Source organism: Streptomyces sp. NPDC107562 (assembly GCF_055657325.1).
The window spans coordinates 1-17,440 of the sequence record NZ_JBVKBE010000001.1; the positions used below are offsets into that span (position 1 = coordinate 1).

Annotated in this window: 14 protein-coding genes; 9 read left to right on the forward strand and 5 right to left on the reverse strand. The window is 71.7% G+C overall.

Annotated features, from left to right (window positions below; all coding sequences use genetic code 11):
* Positions 1-177 precede the first annotated feature (177 nt).
* Positions 178-3,084 (forward strand): type I polyketide synthase, encoded by a 2,907-nt coding sequence (locus tag ACZ7LV_RS00005; protein ID WP_471936018.1) that lies wholly within the window; start codon positions 178-180, stop codon positions 3,082-3,084.
* Positions 3,085-3,409: 325 nt separating this feature from the next.
* Here the strand turns inward: ACZ7LV_RS00005 and ACZ7LV_RS00010 are convergent, their stop codons facing one another.
* Entirely contained in the window at positions 3,410-3,715 is a 306-nt protein-coding gene (locus ACZ7LV_RS00010) for a PqqD family peptide modification chaperone (RefSeq protein ID WP_471934505.1), read from the reverse strand.
* 163 nt (positions 3,716-3,878) lie between these two features.
* Positions 3,879-5,468: an MFS transporter gene (locus ACZ7LV_RS00015; protein ID WP_471934506.1), complete on the reverse strand. Its 1,590-nt coding sequence runs from the start codon at positions 5,466-5,468 to the stop codon at positions 3,879-3,881.
* 100 nt (positions 5,469-5,568) lie between these two features.
* Between ACZ7LV_RS00015 and ACZ7LV_RS00020 the strand changes: the two genes are divergently transcribed.
* Both ACZ7LV_RS00020 and ACZ7LV_RS00025 read left to right on the forward strand, forming a co-directional pair.
* Positions 5,569-6,225, forward strand: coding sequence for a TetR/AcrR family transcriptional regulator (locus ACZ7LV_RS00020; RefSeq protein WP_471934507.1), 657 nt, complete (start codon positions 5,569-5,571; stop codon positions 6,223-6,225).
* Between the two features lie 512 nt (positions 6,226-6,737).
* A complete protein-coding gene (locus tag ACZ7LV_RS00025) occupies positions 6,738-6,983 on the forward strand; it encodes a PqqD family protein (protein ID WP_471934508.1) in 246 nt (81 codons plus the stop codon).
* Positions 6,984-7,070: 87 nt separating this feature from the next.
* Here the strand turns inward: ACZ7LV_RS00025 and ACZ7LV_RS00030 are convergent, their stop codons facing one another.
* Positions 7,071-7,841 carry a thioesterase II family protein gene (locus ACZ7LV_RS00030; RefSeq protein ID WP_471934509.1) on the reverse strand — a complete coding sequence of 257 codons (771 nt, stop codon included), beginning with the start codon at positions 7,839-7,841 and terminating at the stop codon, positions 7,071-7,073.
* 456 nt (positions 7,842-8,297) lie between these two features.
* Here ACZ7LV_RS00030 and ACZ7LV_RS00035 point away from each other — a divergent pair, with 456 nt between their 5' ends.
* Positions 8,298-8,642: a GNAT family N-acetyltransferase gene (locus ACZ7LV_RS00035; RefSeq protein WP_471934510.1), complete on the forward strand. Its 345-nt coding sequence runs from the start codon at positions 8,298-8,300 to the stop codon at positions 8,640-8,642.
* Positions 8,643-8,644: 2 nt separating this feature from the next.
* Entirely contained in the window at positions 8,645-9,280 is a 636-nt protein-coding gene (locus ACZ7LV_RS00040) for an aspartate/glutamate racemase family protein (protein WP_471934511.1), read from the forward strand.
* Between the two features lie 488 nt (positions 9,281-9,768).
* Here the strand turns inward: ACZ7LV_RS00040 and gndA are convergent, their stop codons facing one another.
* Complete coding sequence (gene gndA, locus ACZ7LV_RS00045; RefSeq protein ID WP_471934512.1) at positions 9,769-11,211, reverse strand: NADP-dependent phosphogluconate dehydrogenase; 1,443 nt, start codon at positions 11,209-11,211, stop codon at positions 9,769-9,771.
* Between the two features lie 332 nt (positions 11,212-11,543).
* Here gndA and ACZ7LV_RS00050 point away from each other — a divergent pair, with 332 nt between their 5' ends.
* Positions 11,544-12,740, forward strand: a complete 1,197-nt coding sequence (locus tag ACZ7LV_RS00050; protein WP_471934513.1) for a transglycosylase family protein — start codon at positions 11,544-11,546, stop codon at positions 12,738-12,740.
* Here the strand turns inward: ACZ7LV_RS00050 and ACZ7LV_RS00055 are convergent.
* Positions 12,730-13,827 carry a DMT family transporter gene (locus tag ACZ7LV_RS00055; RefSeq protein WP_471934514.1) on the reverse strand — a complete coding sequence of 366 codons (1,098 nt, stop codon included), beginning with the start codon at positions 13,825-13,827 and terminating at the stop codon, positions 12,730-12,732. The two genes, ACZ7LV_RS00050 and ACZ7LV_RS00055, sit on opposite strands and share 11 nt — an antisense overlap.
* Before the next feature lie 210 nt (positions 13,828-14,037).
* On the opposite strand from ACZ7LV_RS00055, the gene ACZ7LV_RS00060 reads away from it, so the two are divergent.
* From ACZ7LV_RS00060 to glgC, 3 genes are all read left to right on the forward strand, one after another.
* Complete coding sequence (locus ACZ7LV_RS00060) at positions 14,038-14,784, forward strand: (2Fe-2S)-binding protein (RefSeq protein WP_471934515.1); 747 nt, start codon at positions 14,038-14,040, stop codon at positions 14,782-14,784.
* Positions 14,785-14,867: 83 nt separating this feature from the next.
* Complete coding sequence (gene glgA / locus ACZ7LV_RS00065) at positions 14,868-16,019, forward strand: glycogen synthase (RefSeq protein WP_471934516.1); 1,152 nt, start codon at positions 14,868-14,870, stop codon at positions 16,017-16,019.
* A gap of 58 nt (positions 16,020-16,077) precedes the next feature.
* Entirely contained in the window at positions 16,078-17,298 is a 1,221-nt protein-coding gene (glgC, locus tag ACZ7LV_RS00070) for a glucose-1-phosphate adenylyltransferase (protein ID WP_471934517.1), read from the forward strand.
* The last annotated feature ends 142 nt before the right edge of the window (positions 17,299-17,440 follow it).

Genomic DNA, 17,440 nt, shown 5'->3' on the forward strand with positions numbered 1-17,440 from the left:
TTCCTGCGGTCGTTGGGGGCTTTGTTTGTGCGGGGGGCGTGTGAGCCGGACTGGCAGGTTCTGCTGGGTGGGCCGCAGCCTCGGGTGGATCTGCCGACGTATGCGTTTCAGCGGGAGCGGTTGTGGCTGGATGCCGGTGGGGTGTCGGGGGATGTGGCGGGGCTGGGTCAGGTGGCGGTGGGGCATGCGCTGCTGGGTGCGGGTGTGGGTGTGGCGGGTGCGGGTGGGGTGTTGTTCACCGGTCGGGTGGGGCTGGGGTCGCATCCGTGGCTGGCGGATCATGCGGTGTCGGGTGTGGTGTTGCTGCCGGGTGCGGTGTTTGTGGAGTTGGTGGTGCGGGCCGGTGATGAGGTGGGGTGTGGGCGGGTTGAGGAGTTGATGCTGGCGGCGCCGTTGGTGGTGTCGGCGGGTGGTTCGGTGCAGGTGCAGGTTGTGGTGGGTGCGGTGGAGGACGGTGGGCGCCGTTCGGTGGGGGTGTATTCGGGTTCGGGTGAGGGGGTGGAGGGTCGGTGGGTGTGTCATGCCACTGGTTTCCTGGCCCAGGACAGCGAACCGGTGCACGGGCCGGGATCGGTGTTGTCCGGTGCGTGGCCTCCTTCGGGTGCTGAGCGGGTTGATCTTGCTGGTGTGTATGAGGGCCTGGCGGTGGAGGGGTATGAGTACGGGCCTGTTTTCCGGGGGTTGAGGTCGGTGTGGCGGGCCGGCGGGGAGGTGTTCGCGGAGGTCGCGCTTCCGGAGGGTGTGGGGGTGGATGGTTTTGGTCTGCATCCGGCGTTGCTGGACGCGGCGTTGCAGGCGGCGGGCTTCGGCTCCTTCATCCCCGACACCGACACCGGCACCGACACCGACACCGGCACCGACAGCGGCAGCGGTGCTGAGGTGGGTGGGGTGCGGTTGCCGTTCGCGTGGTCGGGTGTGTCGTTGTATGCGTCGGGTGCGTCTTCGTTGCGGGTCCGGTTGTGGCCGGTGGGTGAGGAGGGTTTCGGGGTCGAGCTGGCTGACATGGCGGGGCTGCCGGTGGCCCGGGTCGACACGCTCGTCACCCGCGCCATCACCCCGGAACAACTCAACGCCGCCGGAGGCACCAGCACGCGGACGCAGTCGCTGTTCAGGGTCGACTGGACCCCGACGGCGTTCCCCTCGCTGCCGGAGCTGCCGAGCTGTGCGGTACTCGGGTCCGGCTCCGACCTGCCGGCAGTGTTCGGTACGGACACCCCGGTGGTGCCGGACGTCGCGGACATCGGCACGTCCGGCGCCGATCGGGTGCCGGAGTGGGTACTCGTCGACGTGGACGCATGGGCGACGACCACCCCCTCGAAGACCGCCCCAGCCATGCCGACCGCCGTGCGCAGCATCACCGTTCAGGCGCTCAAGCTTGTCCAGGAGTGGCTGTCCGACGACCGGTGGGCCTCGTCCCGCCTCGTATGGGTGACCCGGGGCGCGCTCGGGGTCGATGCCGGGGATCCGGTGCCCGGTCTGGCGTCCTCGGCGCTGTGGGGCCTGGTGCGAGCAGCCCAGTCGGAGCATCCTGAGCGCTTCGCGCTTCTCGACCTCGACCCGGGCGAGGAGCTCACGGATGCCGTCGGCACCACGTCCGACCTGATGGGCCGAGTACGTGGCGCACTCGCCGCCGGTGAGTCCCAACTCGCCGTCCGAGCGGGAGAGGTGCTCAGTCCCTGCCTCGTTCCCGCGCACGCCCCGACGGTCGAGGCGCCCGGCGAGACCGGCGGCCAGGAGTTCGGCAAGGCGGTGACCGGCACGGTCCTCGTCACCGGCGGCACCGGCGGCCTCGGTGCCGTCTTCGCCCGGCACCTGGTCACCGCGCACGGCGCGCGGCGCCTGCTGCTGACCAGCCGACGGGGTCTCGAAGCGCCGGGTGCCGCCGAACTGGTGGCGGAACTGGCCGAAATGGGCGCGAGGGTCGACGTCGCCGCGTGCGACGTGTCCGACCGGTCGGCGCTGCGGGACCTGCTCGCGGGTGTCGCGGACGACGCGCCGCTGACCGCGGTCGTGCACGCCGCCGGTGTGCTGGACGACGGCGTGGTCGAGACGATGAGTCCGGACCGGCTGGACGCGGTCATGCGACCCAAGACCGATGCCGCCTGGTACCTGCACGAGCTCACGGCCGATCTCGAACTGGACGCGTTCGTCCTCTTCTCCTCCGCGGCGGGAACGCTGGACGGGGCGGGCCAGGCCAATTACGCGGCGGCCAACGTCTTTCTGGACGCCATGGCCCGGTACCGCCGAGGGCAGGGCCTGCCGGCGCTCTCGCTGGCCTGGGGCCTGTGGAGCGAACGCACCGGAATGGTCGACGCGTCGGACGGCACGGACCTGGACCGCATCGGGCGCTCCGGTGTCCGGCCGCTCGCTACGGACGAGGGGCTCGCGCTCTTCGACGCGGCGGCCGCCCTGGACGAGCCGGTCGTGCTGCCCGTGCGCCTGGACCTCGCCGCGCTGCGGTCGAAGCCCCAGGACCAGGTGCCGGCCATGGTCCGCAAGCTCGCCGGAGGCACCGCACGGCGGATCGCCGCCGCGGGCGGAGACGAGAACGAGGGGACGGCGCTCACCCGGCGCCTGGCGGAACTCGGCCCCGCGGACCGGGACCGCTTCCTCCTGGACCTGGTGCGCGGGCAGGTCGCCGGGGTGCTGGGATACTCCGGCCCCGAGGCGATCGAACCGGATCGCGGCTTCCAGGAGCTGGGCGTGGACTCCCTGGGCGCGGTGCAGATACGCAATCGGCTGGGCGCCGCCACTGGCCTGCGGCCGCCCACGACGTTGGTGTTCGACTATCCGACCCCGGCGGCGGTGGCGGGCTACTTCAAGGAGCACCTCTCGATCACGGACGAGGACGCCACGGCGGACCTCATGCGCGAGATCGGCCGGCTGGAGGCCGCGGTGGCTGCCGCGGCGGTCTCGTCCGGGAACGCCGGACTGGCGCCCGCGGCGGACCGGTTGAGGGCGCTGGCGGCGAAGCTGGTGGAGGCGGGTGCGGGACGGCCGGATCAGGAGGGCGGAGCCGACCTCGACGCCGTCACCGCCGACGAGCTGTTCGACATCCTCGACGAGGAACTGACGGCGGACTGACCCGTTTTCGACCGTGGACCCGGATCGACCGTGGACCCGGATCGACCGTCGGCCGGCGCGGTGGTGGGCCCGTCAGAGACGTGGTGGGCCCACCATCAGCGGGTCCACCACGACTTTGCGCCACCGTGCCGACAACCTGTCGCCGACGGATCCGCCAGGCCCTGGCGCTTTGGTGCCGCGGTTCTCTAGACTGCTCATGTGTCCGGATCTCGTACCCCCGTACGGCAGTTTCCCGGACCTCATGGGTGTGTGCCTGTTCAAGCTGGTGATGCGTCCCGCTCTCGTACACTCGTGTGGCGGCTATGGCTGGTCATACGGTCGGCTCTCACTCCACGACACTGATGAGTTCGGCGTCTCTCAATTCGGCGATGAAGGTGTCGAAATCGGCTTTGAGCCATCGGGGGTTGCGGTTCCATCGCACGGCCAGCACCTCGACCGCCGGCTCGACGTGCCCCGCATGCTGTTGCAGGGCGATCCATATGGCGGTCCCCATCGGACCGCAGAGGTAGGTACTGCCCGTGCGTGGGGACTCCAGTTGCATGGTCCCGTCCTCGCGCACCAGCGCCACGGTTTCCGGTTCGACTAACACTCGCAGACGTTCCTCCCTCAGCGGGCGCACCTGCCCGCTCATCGTGATGGAGATCGTCCCAACTGCCCCGACAGGCTGATGCAAGCGGCGTGAGGTGCCGCTCGCTCGCCTCGCCCCTCCGCGTCGGCCGACCGTGATCGGCCGACGCGGGGGAGCTGGAGTAGCGAGCGGCCACCAGGTGGTCGAAGCGCCGTCGGGGCTCCGCTCAGCGGGTGTAGAGCTGGGCGTCGTGGTCCTTGGGGCCCGGAGCGGACTCGTGCGGGTCCCCGGTCGACGGGGCGTCGAGCCGCAGGTGACGCAGCAACAGGCCGGCCAGGACCGCGGCGACGAACATGACCCCGGCCGCCGTGTAGGAGGCGATCTGCATGCCCTCGGTGAACGCCTCCCGGCTCGAGGTCAGCAGGAGCCCGGCGAGGTCCTCCGGCAGCTGTCCTGCGACCTGTACGGCACCGCCCAGGGTCTCGTGAGCGACCTCGCTCGCGGCCTCGGGGATTCCTGACGGCATGTCGGTGTCCATGGACTGGCGATAGACGGCGGCACCGATGCTGCCGAGGACCGCGATACCGAGCGCGCCGCCGAACTCGGCGCACGTCTCCGACAGTCCGGAGGCCGAGCCCGCGCGTTCCGGTGGCGCGGCGGCGATGATCAGGTCGGCGGCGAGCGTCAGCACGACACCGACTCCCGCCGCCATCATCGTGGCGCCCGTGATGACGAGGGCGAGTTCGGAATCCGCCTGGACCTGCGCGATGACCCCGAATCCGGCCGCGGCGAGCAGCAGGCCCGCCGAGATGACGTACGCAGGCCGGATGCTCTGCACGAGAACGGCCGCGAGGGTCGCGCTGACCATCGTCGCGCCGGCCGCCGGCAGGGTCCACAGACCCGCGCTCCACGGCCGCAGGCCGTACACCAACTGCAGGTACTGGGAGGTGAACAGGCCGAAGCCGACCATGGCGAACATCGCCAGGACGTTGGTGCCCACGGAGGTGCTGAAGGCGCGGTTGCGGAACAGCGACACGTCGAGGAGGGGATGGGTGAGTTTGCGCTGGCGCAGTACGAACACGACGCCCACCAGCAGGCCGACGCCGATCGTCGCCAGCGGTACGGTCGCCACGCCGTCCTCGGCGATCTTCTTCATGCCGTAGATGACCGGCAGGACGGCGGCGAGGCTGAGCGCGGTGCTCAGCAGGTCGAACTTGCCGGGGTTGGGGTCGCGGAACTCCGGCAGCAGCAGCGGCCCGAGGACGAGCAGCAGCGCCATGACGGGCACGTTGACCAGGAACGCGGAGCCCCACCAGAAGTTCTCCAGCAGTGCGCCACCGAGCAGGGGGCCGAGGGCCGCGCCGCCGGCCAGGGCGGCGGTCCACACGGAGACGGCGGTGCGCCGCTGATGGTCGTCGCGGAACATGTTGCGGATCAGGGAGAGGGTCGAGGGCATCAGGGTCGCACCGCCGATGCCCAGCAACGCCCGCGTCACGATGAGCATTTCGGCGCTCTCGGACATGGCGGCCGCCGCCGAGGCCGCGCCGAACGCGGCGGCACCCAGCATGAGCAGTTTCCTGCGGCCGATGCGGTCACCGAGTGTGCCCATCGTGATGAGCAGGCCCGCGAGCAGGAACGAGTAGATGTCCATGATCCACAGCAACTGGGTGCTGCTCGGTTCCAGGTCGGCGCTGAGGAACGGCAGAGCGAAGTAGAGGACGGTCATGTCCATGGAGATCAGGAGCACCGGAAGGGTCAGCACGGCGAGGCTGGCCCACTCCCGTCCGGTGGCCTTCAGTGACGGATTGGTAGCCATGCGCCGTACTATACGGATGTGTAGGACGGATGTATAGCTGGCTCGTCTACTTTGGTTTTAAGGGGGCCACGAACGCGCCAATGTCTCGTAGGATTGCTGCATGGGACACCGCGAGCAGTTGTTGGCAGGCGCCAAACGCTGCCTCTATGAGCGTGGTTATGCGCGCACCACGGCCCGCGACATCGTCGCCGCGTCGGGCACGAACCTGGCCTCGATCGGCTATCACTTCGGGTCGAAGGAAGCACTGCTGAATGCCGCAGTCATGGAGGCGTTCGAGGAGTGGGGCGAGGAACTGGAGCGGGCGATGCCCGGGCAGGGCGGCTCCGGTGAAAGTGGCCAGGAGCAGCTCGTCGCCATGTGGACACGGGTGACGAAATCCTTCCAGTCGCATCGCCCGTTGCTCGTGGCCAGCATCGAGGCATTCGCCCAGGCCGAGCACGCTCCCGAATTGCGGAAGCAGTTGGCCGACGACTACGAGCGCGCCCGTGGTGCCATGGCCGAGTTCATCGCGCCCGGCGACGCCCGTGAGGACAAACGTGTCGCCCGTGCCGTCGGCTCTTTGCATCTCGCGATGCTCGCGGGGCTGAGTCTGCAGTGGCTTCTTGATGACGAACGCGCCCCGACGGGCCAGGACATGGTGGATGCCCTGCGTGCCGTGTCACGAGGACTGGGTGACGTGGCGCCCGATGTTCCCGATGTCACGGAAGCGGCGGACGCCGACATGGGGTCGGACCATCCGCTTGTGAACGAGGCCTAGGGGCCGAGTAGGGGTACTGGTCGACGGGACGTCTGTCCTATCGTTGTTCTTCCGATTCCCCGTCACCACCACTCCACCGTGGGGAATCCGGATGGCGTAGGACCGTTTCCCCCCGAAATGGTTCGGCGCCGCCCTGCCGGTCCGGGGAGCCGATACCACCACACCCGTGTTCTCCGGGCCGGCCGCGCAAATTCCGTGCCGTTTTTCTTGTCATTTTCACCGTAATATGCCGTCTGGCCGCACCGGTTGCCCGGAGCCGTCGCAGGGCAGTGGGCCGACTGTATCGAAATTCCGAACGCGATCGCCGTTCAAGCGCTAATGCCGTGAGCACAAGAGATTGCATGAAGATTGCCAAGAAACGGCAAGGGCAATGGTCGGAAAGCTTGTTCTCGACATGCCATTGGGTAATGTCTCCAGGGCATGGGGTGACGGGCGACGATCCTCAGTGGAAGCGTCGGCGGAGTAACTCGACAAGACGGAGGCCTTCCGTGCGCGTGTGGGCTCGGCCAGGGGTGGACGTCGCCGTCCTGGAGGACGGGCGGCTTGAACTCACCTGCCCTGCGTCCGGTTCTCGCTTCCTGTGCAGTGCCATCAGCACCGCGATGTGGATCGCCCTGCTGCAGCAGGACGGCCGGCCCGACGCCGCGGCCGCGCTGCTGGCGAAGCACTGGGATCTCAACCCCGAGTACCTGCAGTCCGATTTCAGCCTCTGGATCGAAGAGCTGCGCGACGCGGGGCTGTTGCAGATCATCGCCTGACCGTCAGCCGTCAGCCGTCAGCCGTCAGCCGTTACGACCGGCACGGTGAGGGCCGACCCCGCCGTCGGCGGGTCGCCGACCGCCCGCTCACCCAGGCCGGTTCACGGCCACGGCTGCGCGTTCCGAGACGAACTGCCGTATCTCCCGCAGTACTTCGGGCGCGTGCGTGTTGAGGTAGAAGTGACCGCCGTCGAAGAAGCGGAAGGTGGTGTCCTCCGTCGTGTGCTCGGCCCACGAACGGGCCTCGTCCTCGGTGACCTTCGGGTCGTCGTTCCCGACCAGGACGACCACCGGGCAGCCCACCCGCCCTCCGGTCTCCGGGCGGTAGGTCTCGGCGGCCCGGTAGTCGCTGCGCACCGCGGGAAGGATCATCCGCAGGACCTCCTCGTCCCCGAGGACCGCGGGATCCGTGCCGCTGAGGTTGCGCAGCTCCCTGAGCAGCCCCTCGTCGCCGGACTGGTGCACACGCTCGTCCCGCCACCGCGACGGCGCCCGGCGCCCGGAGGCGAAGAGGCCGAGCAGTGTGGTGCCCTTGGCCTCCAGCCGCAGGGCCACCTCGTAGGCCAGTGACGCGCCCATGCTGTGTCCGAAGAAGGTCAACGGCCGGTCGAGCCACGGTTCGAGTTCCGGGACGATGAGGTCGGCCAGCTCCTCGACGCTGTCCACCAAGGGCTCACTACGACGTTCCTGACGCCCCGGATACTGCACCGCCACCACGTCGATCTCGGGCGACAGAGCGCGTGAGACGGGGTGGAAGAAGGTCGCGGAGCCCCCGGCGTGCGGGAAGCAGACCAGGCGCGTCGAGGCACCCGGCGCGGGGTGGTAACGCCTGATCCACTTCTCGGAGTTCGTCACCATGCTGGGGTGTGTCCTTTCGGTTCCAGACGGTCGCGGGGCCGTTCGCACGGCCGGGCGGGGGTGGTACGACCGCTACGGCGTCCCGGCGCGGGTCCGGCTCCCACCGTCGGCGCTCCGGGACGCCTGCGCGAGGCCCCGCGGACCCCGCTCGTTCGCCTGCCGCGTCGTTGGGACACCGCGAGCGGCGGGTCGGCCGTACCGCCCATTGGACGCCGCGACGCCCCTGACCCGCCAGCGCGAACACCCCCTACGTTGGGTCCCTGTCACCCCTAACCTCCCTAGCCGGTGCACCGTGCCGGGCCGGCTGCCAGGTCCCGCCGATCGACGGGCGCCGCAGCCCACCTGTTCCACCCGGGGAATGTGTGATCACCATCGGTTACGCTCAAGTGACGAGCTCCGGCCAGGAGCGCAGCCCGCAGGCCGTCAGGGTGTGAACCGTCGAAGAGGAGAGTGCCCATGAGTGCCAACGAGATCCGCGACGACCGGGCGGCGGGCCGCCTGGAAGCCGTCGGGGACGGCGAAGTCACCGGACGGATCGAGTACTTCGTGCTCGACGCCCCGAGGCGCGCGCTCGTGCCGGTGCACACCATCGTCGAGCCGGCCCACGAGGGCAAGGGCATCGCGGGCTCCCTGGCCCGCGAGCTGTACGCCCTCGCCGCACGCGAGGGCATCCTGGTCGCCCCGCTCTGCCCCTACGTCGTCAAGTGGGCCGAACGCCACCCGGACGAGGCCCCCGCCGCCGACCCCGAGCTGCTCGACGCCGCAGAAGCCTGGCTGGCGGCGCATCCAGGACGTTTCTGAGCATGCTGGCCCTGCTGCACACCTCGCCCCTGCACGTCCCCGTCTTCGACGCTCTGCGCGACGAGGACCACCCGGGCCTGGAGCTGGGCCACCTCGTCCACGAGGACCTGCTGACCCGGGCCCGGCAGGACGGGCCGGAGTCCGTCGCCGAGGACGTGGGGGCCGTACTCGACCGCGCGGTGAAGGCCGGCGCACGAGCCGTGCTGTGCACCTGTTCGAGCATCGGCGGCGTCGCGGAGGCGGCCGCCGCCGGTGCCGGTGTGCCGGTGCTGCGCGTGGACCGTCCGATGGCGACCGCCGCCGTGGCCGCCGGAGCGCGGATCGTCGTCCTCGCGACGGTGGCCGGCACCCTCGGACCCACGGTGTCGCTCGTGGAGGAGGAGGCCCGGCGCGCCGGCCGGTCCGTCGCGGTGCGCACCGTGCTCGCCGAGGACGCCTGGGCCCACTTCGAGGCGGGCGACCTGCGGGAGTACGCCCGCCGGGTCGCCGTCGCGGCCGACTCGGTCACCGACGCCGACGCGATCGTCCTGGCCCAGGCCTCCATGGCGCCCGCCCAGCACTTGACGTCGACCACCGTGCCCGTGCTGTCCAGCCCTCGGCCGGGGCTGGCCGCGGGGGCGCGTGCGGTCGGGGCGTAGCTCACCGGGGCCACGCAGTGACTCCGGGGGGTGACTGGCGCAGCGGGGCGCCGGGTACGCGGGAGACGTAGCAGAGAGCCGACGTTCGCCCCAGGGTCGGAGGACCTCATGACCAGCCCGCCACAGCCCGAACCGGTACCGCCGCCGCCGGGCCCGCAGCCCCACCCGGTACCGCCCCCCGAACCACCCCCGGCCCCGGCACCACCCCCGGCCCCGGCACCTCCACCGCCTCCGGCCCCGGCACCACCCCCGGCCCCGGCACCTCCACCGCCTCCGGCCCCGGAGCCGCCTCCGGCCCCCCGCCCGCCGCCGGACCCGAGCCCGTCACCGATCCCCCCGGGCCCGGAACCGATCCCCGACCCGGAACCGGGCCCACCCCTCACATGAGCCCCGGCGGTGGGCGATCACCCACCGCCCACCGCGGCGTCGAACGGGGGCGCGGAGAACCGCACGTTCCCCGCACCCCCCGATGCGTCGCCGGGCAGGCTCTAGGCGGACACCTCCGACCGGTCGCCGCCCCACAGCGTGTGGAACGCGCCGTCCCGGTCGGTCCGCCGGTACGTGTGCGCCCCGAAGAAGTCCCGCTGTCCCTGCGTGAGCGCCGCGGGCAGCCGCTCGGCGCGCAGCGCGTCGTAGTACGCCAGCGCCGCCGCGAACCCGGGCGTCGGCACGCCCTGCCGTGTCGCGGCGACCAGCACCTCACGCCAGTCGTCCTGGGCGCCGGCGATCTCCCGCGCGAACGTCTCGTCGGACAACAGGCTCGGCAGGTCGGCCCGCGCGTCGTACGCGGCGCGGATCCGGTCCAGGAAGGCCGCGCGGATGATGCAGCCGCCGCGCCAGATCGAGGCGACCTGCCCGAGGTCGATGTCCCAGCCGTACTCCTCGCTGCCCGCGGCGATCTCGTGGAAGCCCTGGGTGTACGACACGATCTTCGACGCGTACAGCGCCTGCTCGACCCGGTCCGCGAACGCCCCGGCCTCCTCCTTGCTCAGCGGCGCGGCCTTCGGACCCGCCAGCCCGCGCGAGGCCTCCCGCAGCGCCGCGTGCCCGGAGAGCGAGCGCGCGAAGACCGCCTCGGCGATCCCGGAGACCGGAACGCCGAGGTCCAGCGCGATCTGGACGGTCCAGCGGCCGGTGCCCTTCTGCTCGGCCTGGTCCACCACCACGTCCACGAACGGCTTGCCCGTCGCCTCGTCGACGTGGGACAGCACCTCGGCGGTGATCTCGATCAGGTACGAGTCCAGCCGGCCCGTGTTCCAGGTGCGGAAGATCTCCGCGATCTCCGCCGGGGAGTAGCCGGCGACGTCGCGGAGCAACTGGTACGCCTCGCCGATCAGCTGCATGTCGGCGTACTCGATGCCGTTGTGCACCATCTTCACGAAGTGACCGGCGCCGTCCGGGCCCACGTGCGTCACGCACGGCGCCCCGTCGGACGACGCCTTCGCCGAGATCTTCTCCAGCATCGGGCCCAGCGACCCGTAGGACTCCTTCGAGCCGCCCGGCATGATGCTCGGTCCGTGCAGGGCGCCCTCCTCGCCGCCGGAGATGCCGGTGCCGACGAAATGGATGCCCTGCTCCCGCAGCTCGCGCTCACGGCGCCGGGTGTCCGCGAAGTGCGCGTTGCCGCCGTCGATGATCATGTCGCCGGGCTCCAGGAGCGGGGCGAACTCCTGGATCACCGCGTCCGTGGGCTCACCGGCCTTGACCATGATGACCAGGCGACGCGGGCGTTCCAGTGCCGCGACGAAGTCCTTCGCGGTCTCGGCCGCGACGAACTCGCCCTCGCTCCCGAACTCCTCCACCAGCGCGTGCGTCCGCGACGCGGTCCGGTTGTGCAACGCGACCGTGTAGCCGTTGCGCGCGAAGTTGCGGGCGAGATTGCGGCCCATGACCGCGAGACCCGTGACGCCGATCTGGGCTGATGTGCTCATCGGTGACTCCTAGTGACCTGGTTACGGTGCTGTCGGTCGTGCCCGCCAGTATGGCCACCAACCATCCTGACGTGCTGATCCTCCGTCCGCACGGGCGGGTCGGACGACGCCGCTCAGGCACATACGCACGACGGCCCCCGACGCACTCAGCCGACGGGCGCCCCAGGGCGCCGCACAGTCGGCCGTGCGCGGTGCACGTCCGTCGCACGGGTCGCACAACGACAGCCCGATCCCGGCCATTTGGCGCCCCCAGGCGGCCGATTGCCGTCTTGTCATGGCCTGTTCGCGGCGCATACTTTTGGCCCTCCTGACGCTTGTCGAAGGGGCTCTCCATGGCCGTACGCGGCCGGCACCGCCGGTATCAGCCGAACAGGATCAACCGCGCCTCACTCACCGTCACGGCGGGCGGCGCCGGCATGGCGCTCCCGTTCGTCGGCACCGGTGCGGCGCACGCGGCGGACGTGGCCACCTGGGACAAGGTCGCCGCCTGCGAGTCGACCAACGACTGGAACATCAACACGGGCAACGGCTACTACGGCGGACTGCAGTTCAGCCAGTCCACCTGGGAGGCCTACGGCGGCTCGGTGTACGCGGCCCGCGCGGACCTGGCCACCAAGGACCAGCAGATCGCCGTCGCGGAGAAGGTGCTCGACGGGCAGGGGCCCGGCGCCTGGCCCGTGTGCGCGCAGCGGGCCGGGCTGACCCGCGGCGGGGAGAGCCCCGACATCCGGCCCGGCGGCACCGGGGCGCGCACCACGAGATCAGCGGCCGCGGACGTCCAGCCGCAGACCCCGCCCCAGTCACGCGCCGGCACCGCCGAGATGTACACGGTCGTCCGCGGCGACACGCTCTCGACCATCGCCGACGAGCGCGACGTCCGGGGCGGCTGGCAGCGCCTGTACGCCGGCAACCGCACGACGATCGGGGCGGACCCGGACCTCATCCTGCCCGGCCAGCGGCTGAATCTGCGCGCCAAGGCCCAGGCCGCCACGACCGCGCCGTCCGCCCCGAGCACGCCACGGCGGACGCCGAAGGCCCCCAGGACCGCCGAGGCCCCGCCCAAGGCGGCGCCGAAGTCCCCGCCGAAGACCTCCACCTCCGACGCCGGCGTCGAGCGGCGCGGCGACTCCCGTGTCGCGCCGGTCAGCGGCCCCCTGGGCACCTCCTACCGGGCCACGGGCTCCAGCTGGTCCAAGGGCTACCACACCGGCGTCGACTTCCCCGCCCCCACCGGGGCCACGGTCAAGGCGATCGGGGCCGGACAGGTCGTCGACGCCGGATGGGGCGGCTCCTTCGGCTACCAGGTCGTGATCCGGCACTCGGACGGCCGGTACAGCCAGTACGCGCACCTGTCGGCCATCTCCGTGAAGGCCGGGCAGTCCGTGGGCGCCGGGCAGCGCATCGGCCGGGTTGGCTCCACCGGCAACAGCACGGGCCCGCATCTGCACTTCGAGGTGCGGACCGGGCCCGGTTTCGGCTCCGACGTCGACCCGCTGGCGTACCTGCGGGCCGGCGGGGTCAGGATCTGACCCGGACGCGGCTGCGTTCCAGAGCCGGGAAGGGGACGTACGGCGCGCCGTACAGCGCGTGGTAGGACGGCGTCGCGTCCGGAACGAGGGCGGGCGGGGCGTCCTCGCGTGCGGGGGCGGTGTCCGCGTCCGTCGCGCGGTCCTCCCCGGCGTACGCGCCGTCCACCAGCGGCCGGGGCAGGAAGACGTCTTCGGGCAGGTCCAGGGCGGCCGGCTTTTCGGCGGGGACGACGTCCGCCATGGCCGGCACGGTCTTGGTCCCGGCGCGCTCGACCCGCTCCGCCGTCAGCAGGATCAGCCCGCCCGCCGCCACCACACCACAGCCCAGCGCGAGCAGGGTGCCGGTGGTGCCGTAGCGGAAGGTCTCACCGAACATGGTGATGCCCACCGCGGCGGCGACGACGGGGTTCACGACGGTCAGCGTGGCCAGCGGGGCCGCCAGTCCGGCGCCGCGGTAGGAGGCCTGGGACAGCAGCAGACCGGCGACGGCGAACACGCCGATCGCGGCGAGGGCCGGCAGCAGCGCCACCGTCAGCCCGCCGGTCCACTCGACGGCGACGGACTTCGTGAACACCGAGGACATGCCGAACGCGATGCCGGACGCCGTGGCGAGCACCATCGCGCGCACCGTCGGATGCCGGTGCGCCGCACGGCCCACGACCATCAGCGCCGCCACCGCGCCGGCGGTCACCACGAACACGCCTGCCTGCTGGGCCCCGTCCAGGGAGCGCGAACCGGAGGAGCCGACCAGCGACAGCAGGCCTCCGAGGCCGACGGTCGCCATGACGGCGCCCCGCCAGGCCGTCGACCCGGCCCTGCGCCCCACGAACAGCGCCGCCATCGGCAGCGCGAAGACTATGGTCAGCGCTCCGAGCGGCTGCACCACGCTCAGCGCGCCGTAGGCGAGGGCCGCCACGTGCAGCAGGCCCCCCAGACCGTTCAGCGCGACCGCGGCCCACCAGCCGGGCCGGCGCAGCGGCGCGTACTGCCCGTCCGCCTCCGCGACCTGCTCCTGCACGATCGCCCCGCCGGCGTACGCCACGGCGGAGACGAGCGACAGCAACACGGACAGCGCCAGGGCGCTCATGGCCTGCTCCTCAGCGGGTGGCGGGGGCTCTCGGCCCGGCGCGGCGAACGGTCGGTCTCCATGGGAAACACGATGCCCCCTCGCGCTGTTCCCGTCGTCGTACCTGAGCACGCAATAAGACCTACTGCCGATGGAGTACGACCGGCCGCCCGTCATCCCCAGGGTGGGCTACCGGGGAGGTACACCCCTGGGGTCCGGCCCCTAAGGGCCTTGGTACTACTGACCCTCGTGGACCTCGACCCCGCTCTCACCGCCCTGAGGCCGCTCGGCGGCTACTTCGCCCTGCGCACGGTCGCGGACGCCCCACGCGTCCTTCCCGAGCCGTTGCCGACCCTCGCGCAGGCGTACGACCGTACGGCACCGGACGGGTCCCACGATCCCCTGAGCCTCCGCGTCCGCAAAGTGGCGGCCGCACTGCGCGCCCCCGAGGCCCGGGTCGCCGCCTCGGTGGCCCACCTGGGGCTCGCGGCCCGGCTCTGGTCGGCCGCCCTCGGATGCGCCGTCCTGTACGGCCGGATCCCCGACCTCGACCCACGGCTGCTGCGCTGGGACGCCGACGCCGGCGCCCCCGACGACCTGTGGCTCACCGAGGTGCGCCCGCTCCCCGGGGACACCGCCACCCTCGTCGACGTCGTGCTGCACGGGCACCTCGAACCCCTGGCGGCCGCGCTGCGCGCCCGGCACCGGCTCGCACCGGGCCTGCTGTGGGGCAACGCCGCGTCGGCGCTGGCGGGCGCCGCCCGGGAACTGGACCGCCGGTCGCGCGCCCAGGGCCGCACGGACGCCGGCGCCCGGGCCCGCGCGCTGACCGCCGGGCTCTTCGCGCATCCCCTCCTGCGCGGCACCGGCACGCACACCGGCGGCGCCTTCCGGCGCCGCAGCTGCTGCCTGTACTACCGGGTGCCGGGCGGCGGCGTCTGCGGCGACTGCTGTTTCACCCGGCCGCCCACGGCTTAACCAGGTGGCCATCCCGTGGTCTTCCGCCCGCGACGCATCTGGGTGACCATGAAGGCACCAGCCGCTGAGACAGGGGGTTCCGGGTGCGAGTGGGACTGCTGACCCGGGAGTACCCGCCGGACGTGTACGGCGGCGCGGGCGTCCATGTCGAGTTCCTCGCCCGGGAGTTGCGCCACCTGGTCGACCTCGACGTGCACTGCTGGGGCGAGGGCCGCAGCGAGGGCGTGGTCCGCCACCGTTCCTGGCCGGCCCTCGACGGCGCCAACGACGCCCTGCGCACCTTCTCCGTGGACCTGTCGATGGCCGCCGCCCTCCAGGGCCGCGAACTCGTCCACTCGCACACCTGGTACGCCAACCTCGCCGGCCACTTCGCCAAACTCCTGCACGGCGTCCCGCATGTGATGACCGCCCACTCCCTGGAGCCGCTGCGGCCCTGGAAGGCCGAGCAACTCGGCGGCGGATACGCCCTGTCGAGCTGGGCCGAACGCACCGCGGTCGAGTCCGCCGACGCGGTGATCGCCGTCTCGGGAGCGATGCGCGAGGACATCCTCGCCTGCTACCCGGCGCTGGACCCGGCCCGCGTCCACGTCGTGCACAACGGCATCGACACCGAGATGTACCGGCCGGATGCGGACACCGACGTCCTGCGCCGCCTCGGCGTCGACCCGGCCCGCCCCTACGTGCTGTTCGTCGGCCGCATCACCCGGCAGAAGGGCGTCCCCCATCTGCTGCGCGCGGTGCGCGACATCGACCCCTCGGCGCAGGTCGTGCTGTGCGCGGGCGCGCCCGACACCCCCGAGATCGACCGGGAGTTCCGCGAGCTGTACCGCGAGCTGAGCCGGGTCCGCGACGGCGTGCACTGGATCCGCCGCATGCTGCCCCGCCCCGAGGTGATCCAGCTTCTGACCCACGCCGCCGTCTTCGTCTGTCCCTCGGTGTACGAGCCCCTGGGTATCGTCAACCTGGAGGCGATGGCCTGCGGCACCGCCGTCGTGGCCTCCCAGGTCGGTGGCATCCCGGAGGTCGTCGCCGACGGCAAGACGGGCCTCCTGGTCCCCGTGGACGAGGAGTTCGAGCCCGCTCTCGCCCGCGCCCTGGACGCCGTGCTCGGCGATCCGGAGGGCGCCCGGCGGATGGGTGAGGCGGGGCGGGAACGGGCGGTGGGGGAGTTCGGCTGGGACACCGTCGCCCGGCGCACGGCCGGTCTTTACGCGGATGTCCGCGGTGCGGGGTAGATCCGGGGTACTCGACAAGCAGAGCACGGCGCACCAACGGGCAGAAGGGCGGGGCGGAATGCGGCGCGGTGGACCTTCGGTGCTGGGAATCGTACTGGCGGGCGGAGAAGGCAAGCGCCTCATGCCCCTGACCGCGGACCGGGCGAAACCCGCGGTGACCTTCGGCGGCACGTACCGCCTCGTCGACTTCGTCCTGTCCAACCTCGTCAACGGCGACATCCTGCGCATCTGCGTCCTGACGCAGTACAAGTCGCACTCCCTGGACCGGCACATCACCACCACCTGGCGGATGTCCAGCCTGCTCGGCAACTACGTCACCCCGGTCCCGGCCCAGCAGCGGCTCGGCCCGCGCTGGTTCCTGGGAAGCGCGGACGCGATCCTGCAGTCCCTGAACCTGATCCACGACGAACAGCCCGAGTACGTGGCGGTGTTCGGCGCCGACCACGTCTACCGCATGGACCCGCGCCAGATGCTCGCCCACCACATCGACTCCGGCGCCGGGGTGACGGTGGCCGGCATCCGGGTGCCGCGCTCGGAGTCGCCCTCCTTCGGGGTGATCACGCCGGGCTCGGACGGCAGCACCGTCGAGCGGTTCCTGGAGAAGCCCGCGGACCCGCCGGGCCTGCCGGACGCCCCCGACTGCGTCCTCGCCTCCATGGGCAACTACATCTTCACCACCAAGGTCCTGGTCGAGGCCCTCCAGCGGGACGCCGAGGACCAGAACTCGGTGCACGACATGGGTGGTTCGATCCTGCCCCAGCTCACCGCCCGCGGTGAGGCCCACCTGTACGACTTCGGGGACAACCACGTGCCCGGCGAGACCACGCGCGACCAGGGCTACTGGCGGGACGTCGGCACCCTCGACGCCTATTACGACGCCCACATGGACCTCATCGCCGAGCGGCCGGCCTTCAACCTCTACAACCGCAGCTGGCCCGTCTACACCCACTCCAACCAGCTCTCCCCGGCCCGCTTCAACGCCGGGGGCATCGCCGGCGAGTCCATCATCAGCGCCGGCTGCCTGATCCGGGGGCAGGTCACCCGGTCCGTGCTGTCGCCGGGGGTCGTGGTCGACCCGGGTGCGGTCGTGCAGGGCTCGGTGCTCCACGACAACGTGCACATAGGGCGCGGCGCGGTGGTGCGGGGCGCGGTGCTGGACAAGAACGTCGAGGTGCCTCCGGGCGCGACGATCGGGGTGAACCCGGAGCGGGACGCGGAGCTGTACACGGTGTCCAAGGGCGGGGTGATCGCCCTGGGGAAGGGACAGCGGGTGCCCTGAGGGCACGCGTCGGGGCGGTCGTCCGTTCGGCCCCGTGGCGCGCCCTCGTGTGGCGCGCCCCCCTTCTTCATGTGACGCTCGCTACAACCCCGTGGTGCCCTGCTCCACCTTCGTGACCTCTTCCGTCACATGTGTCCCGTGA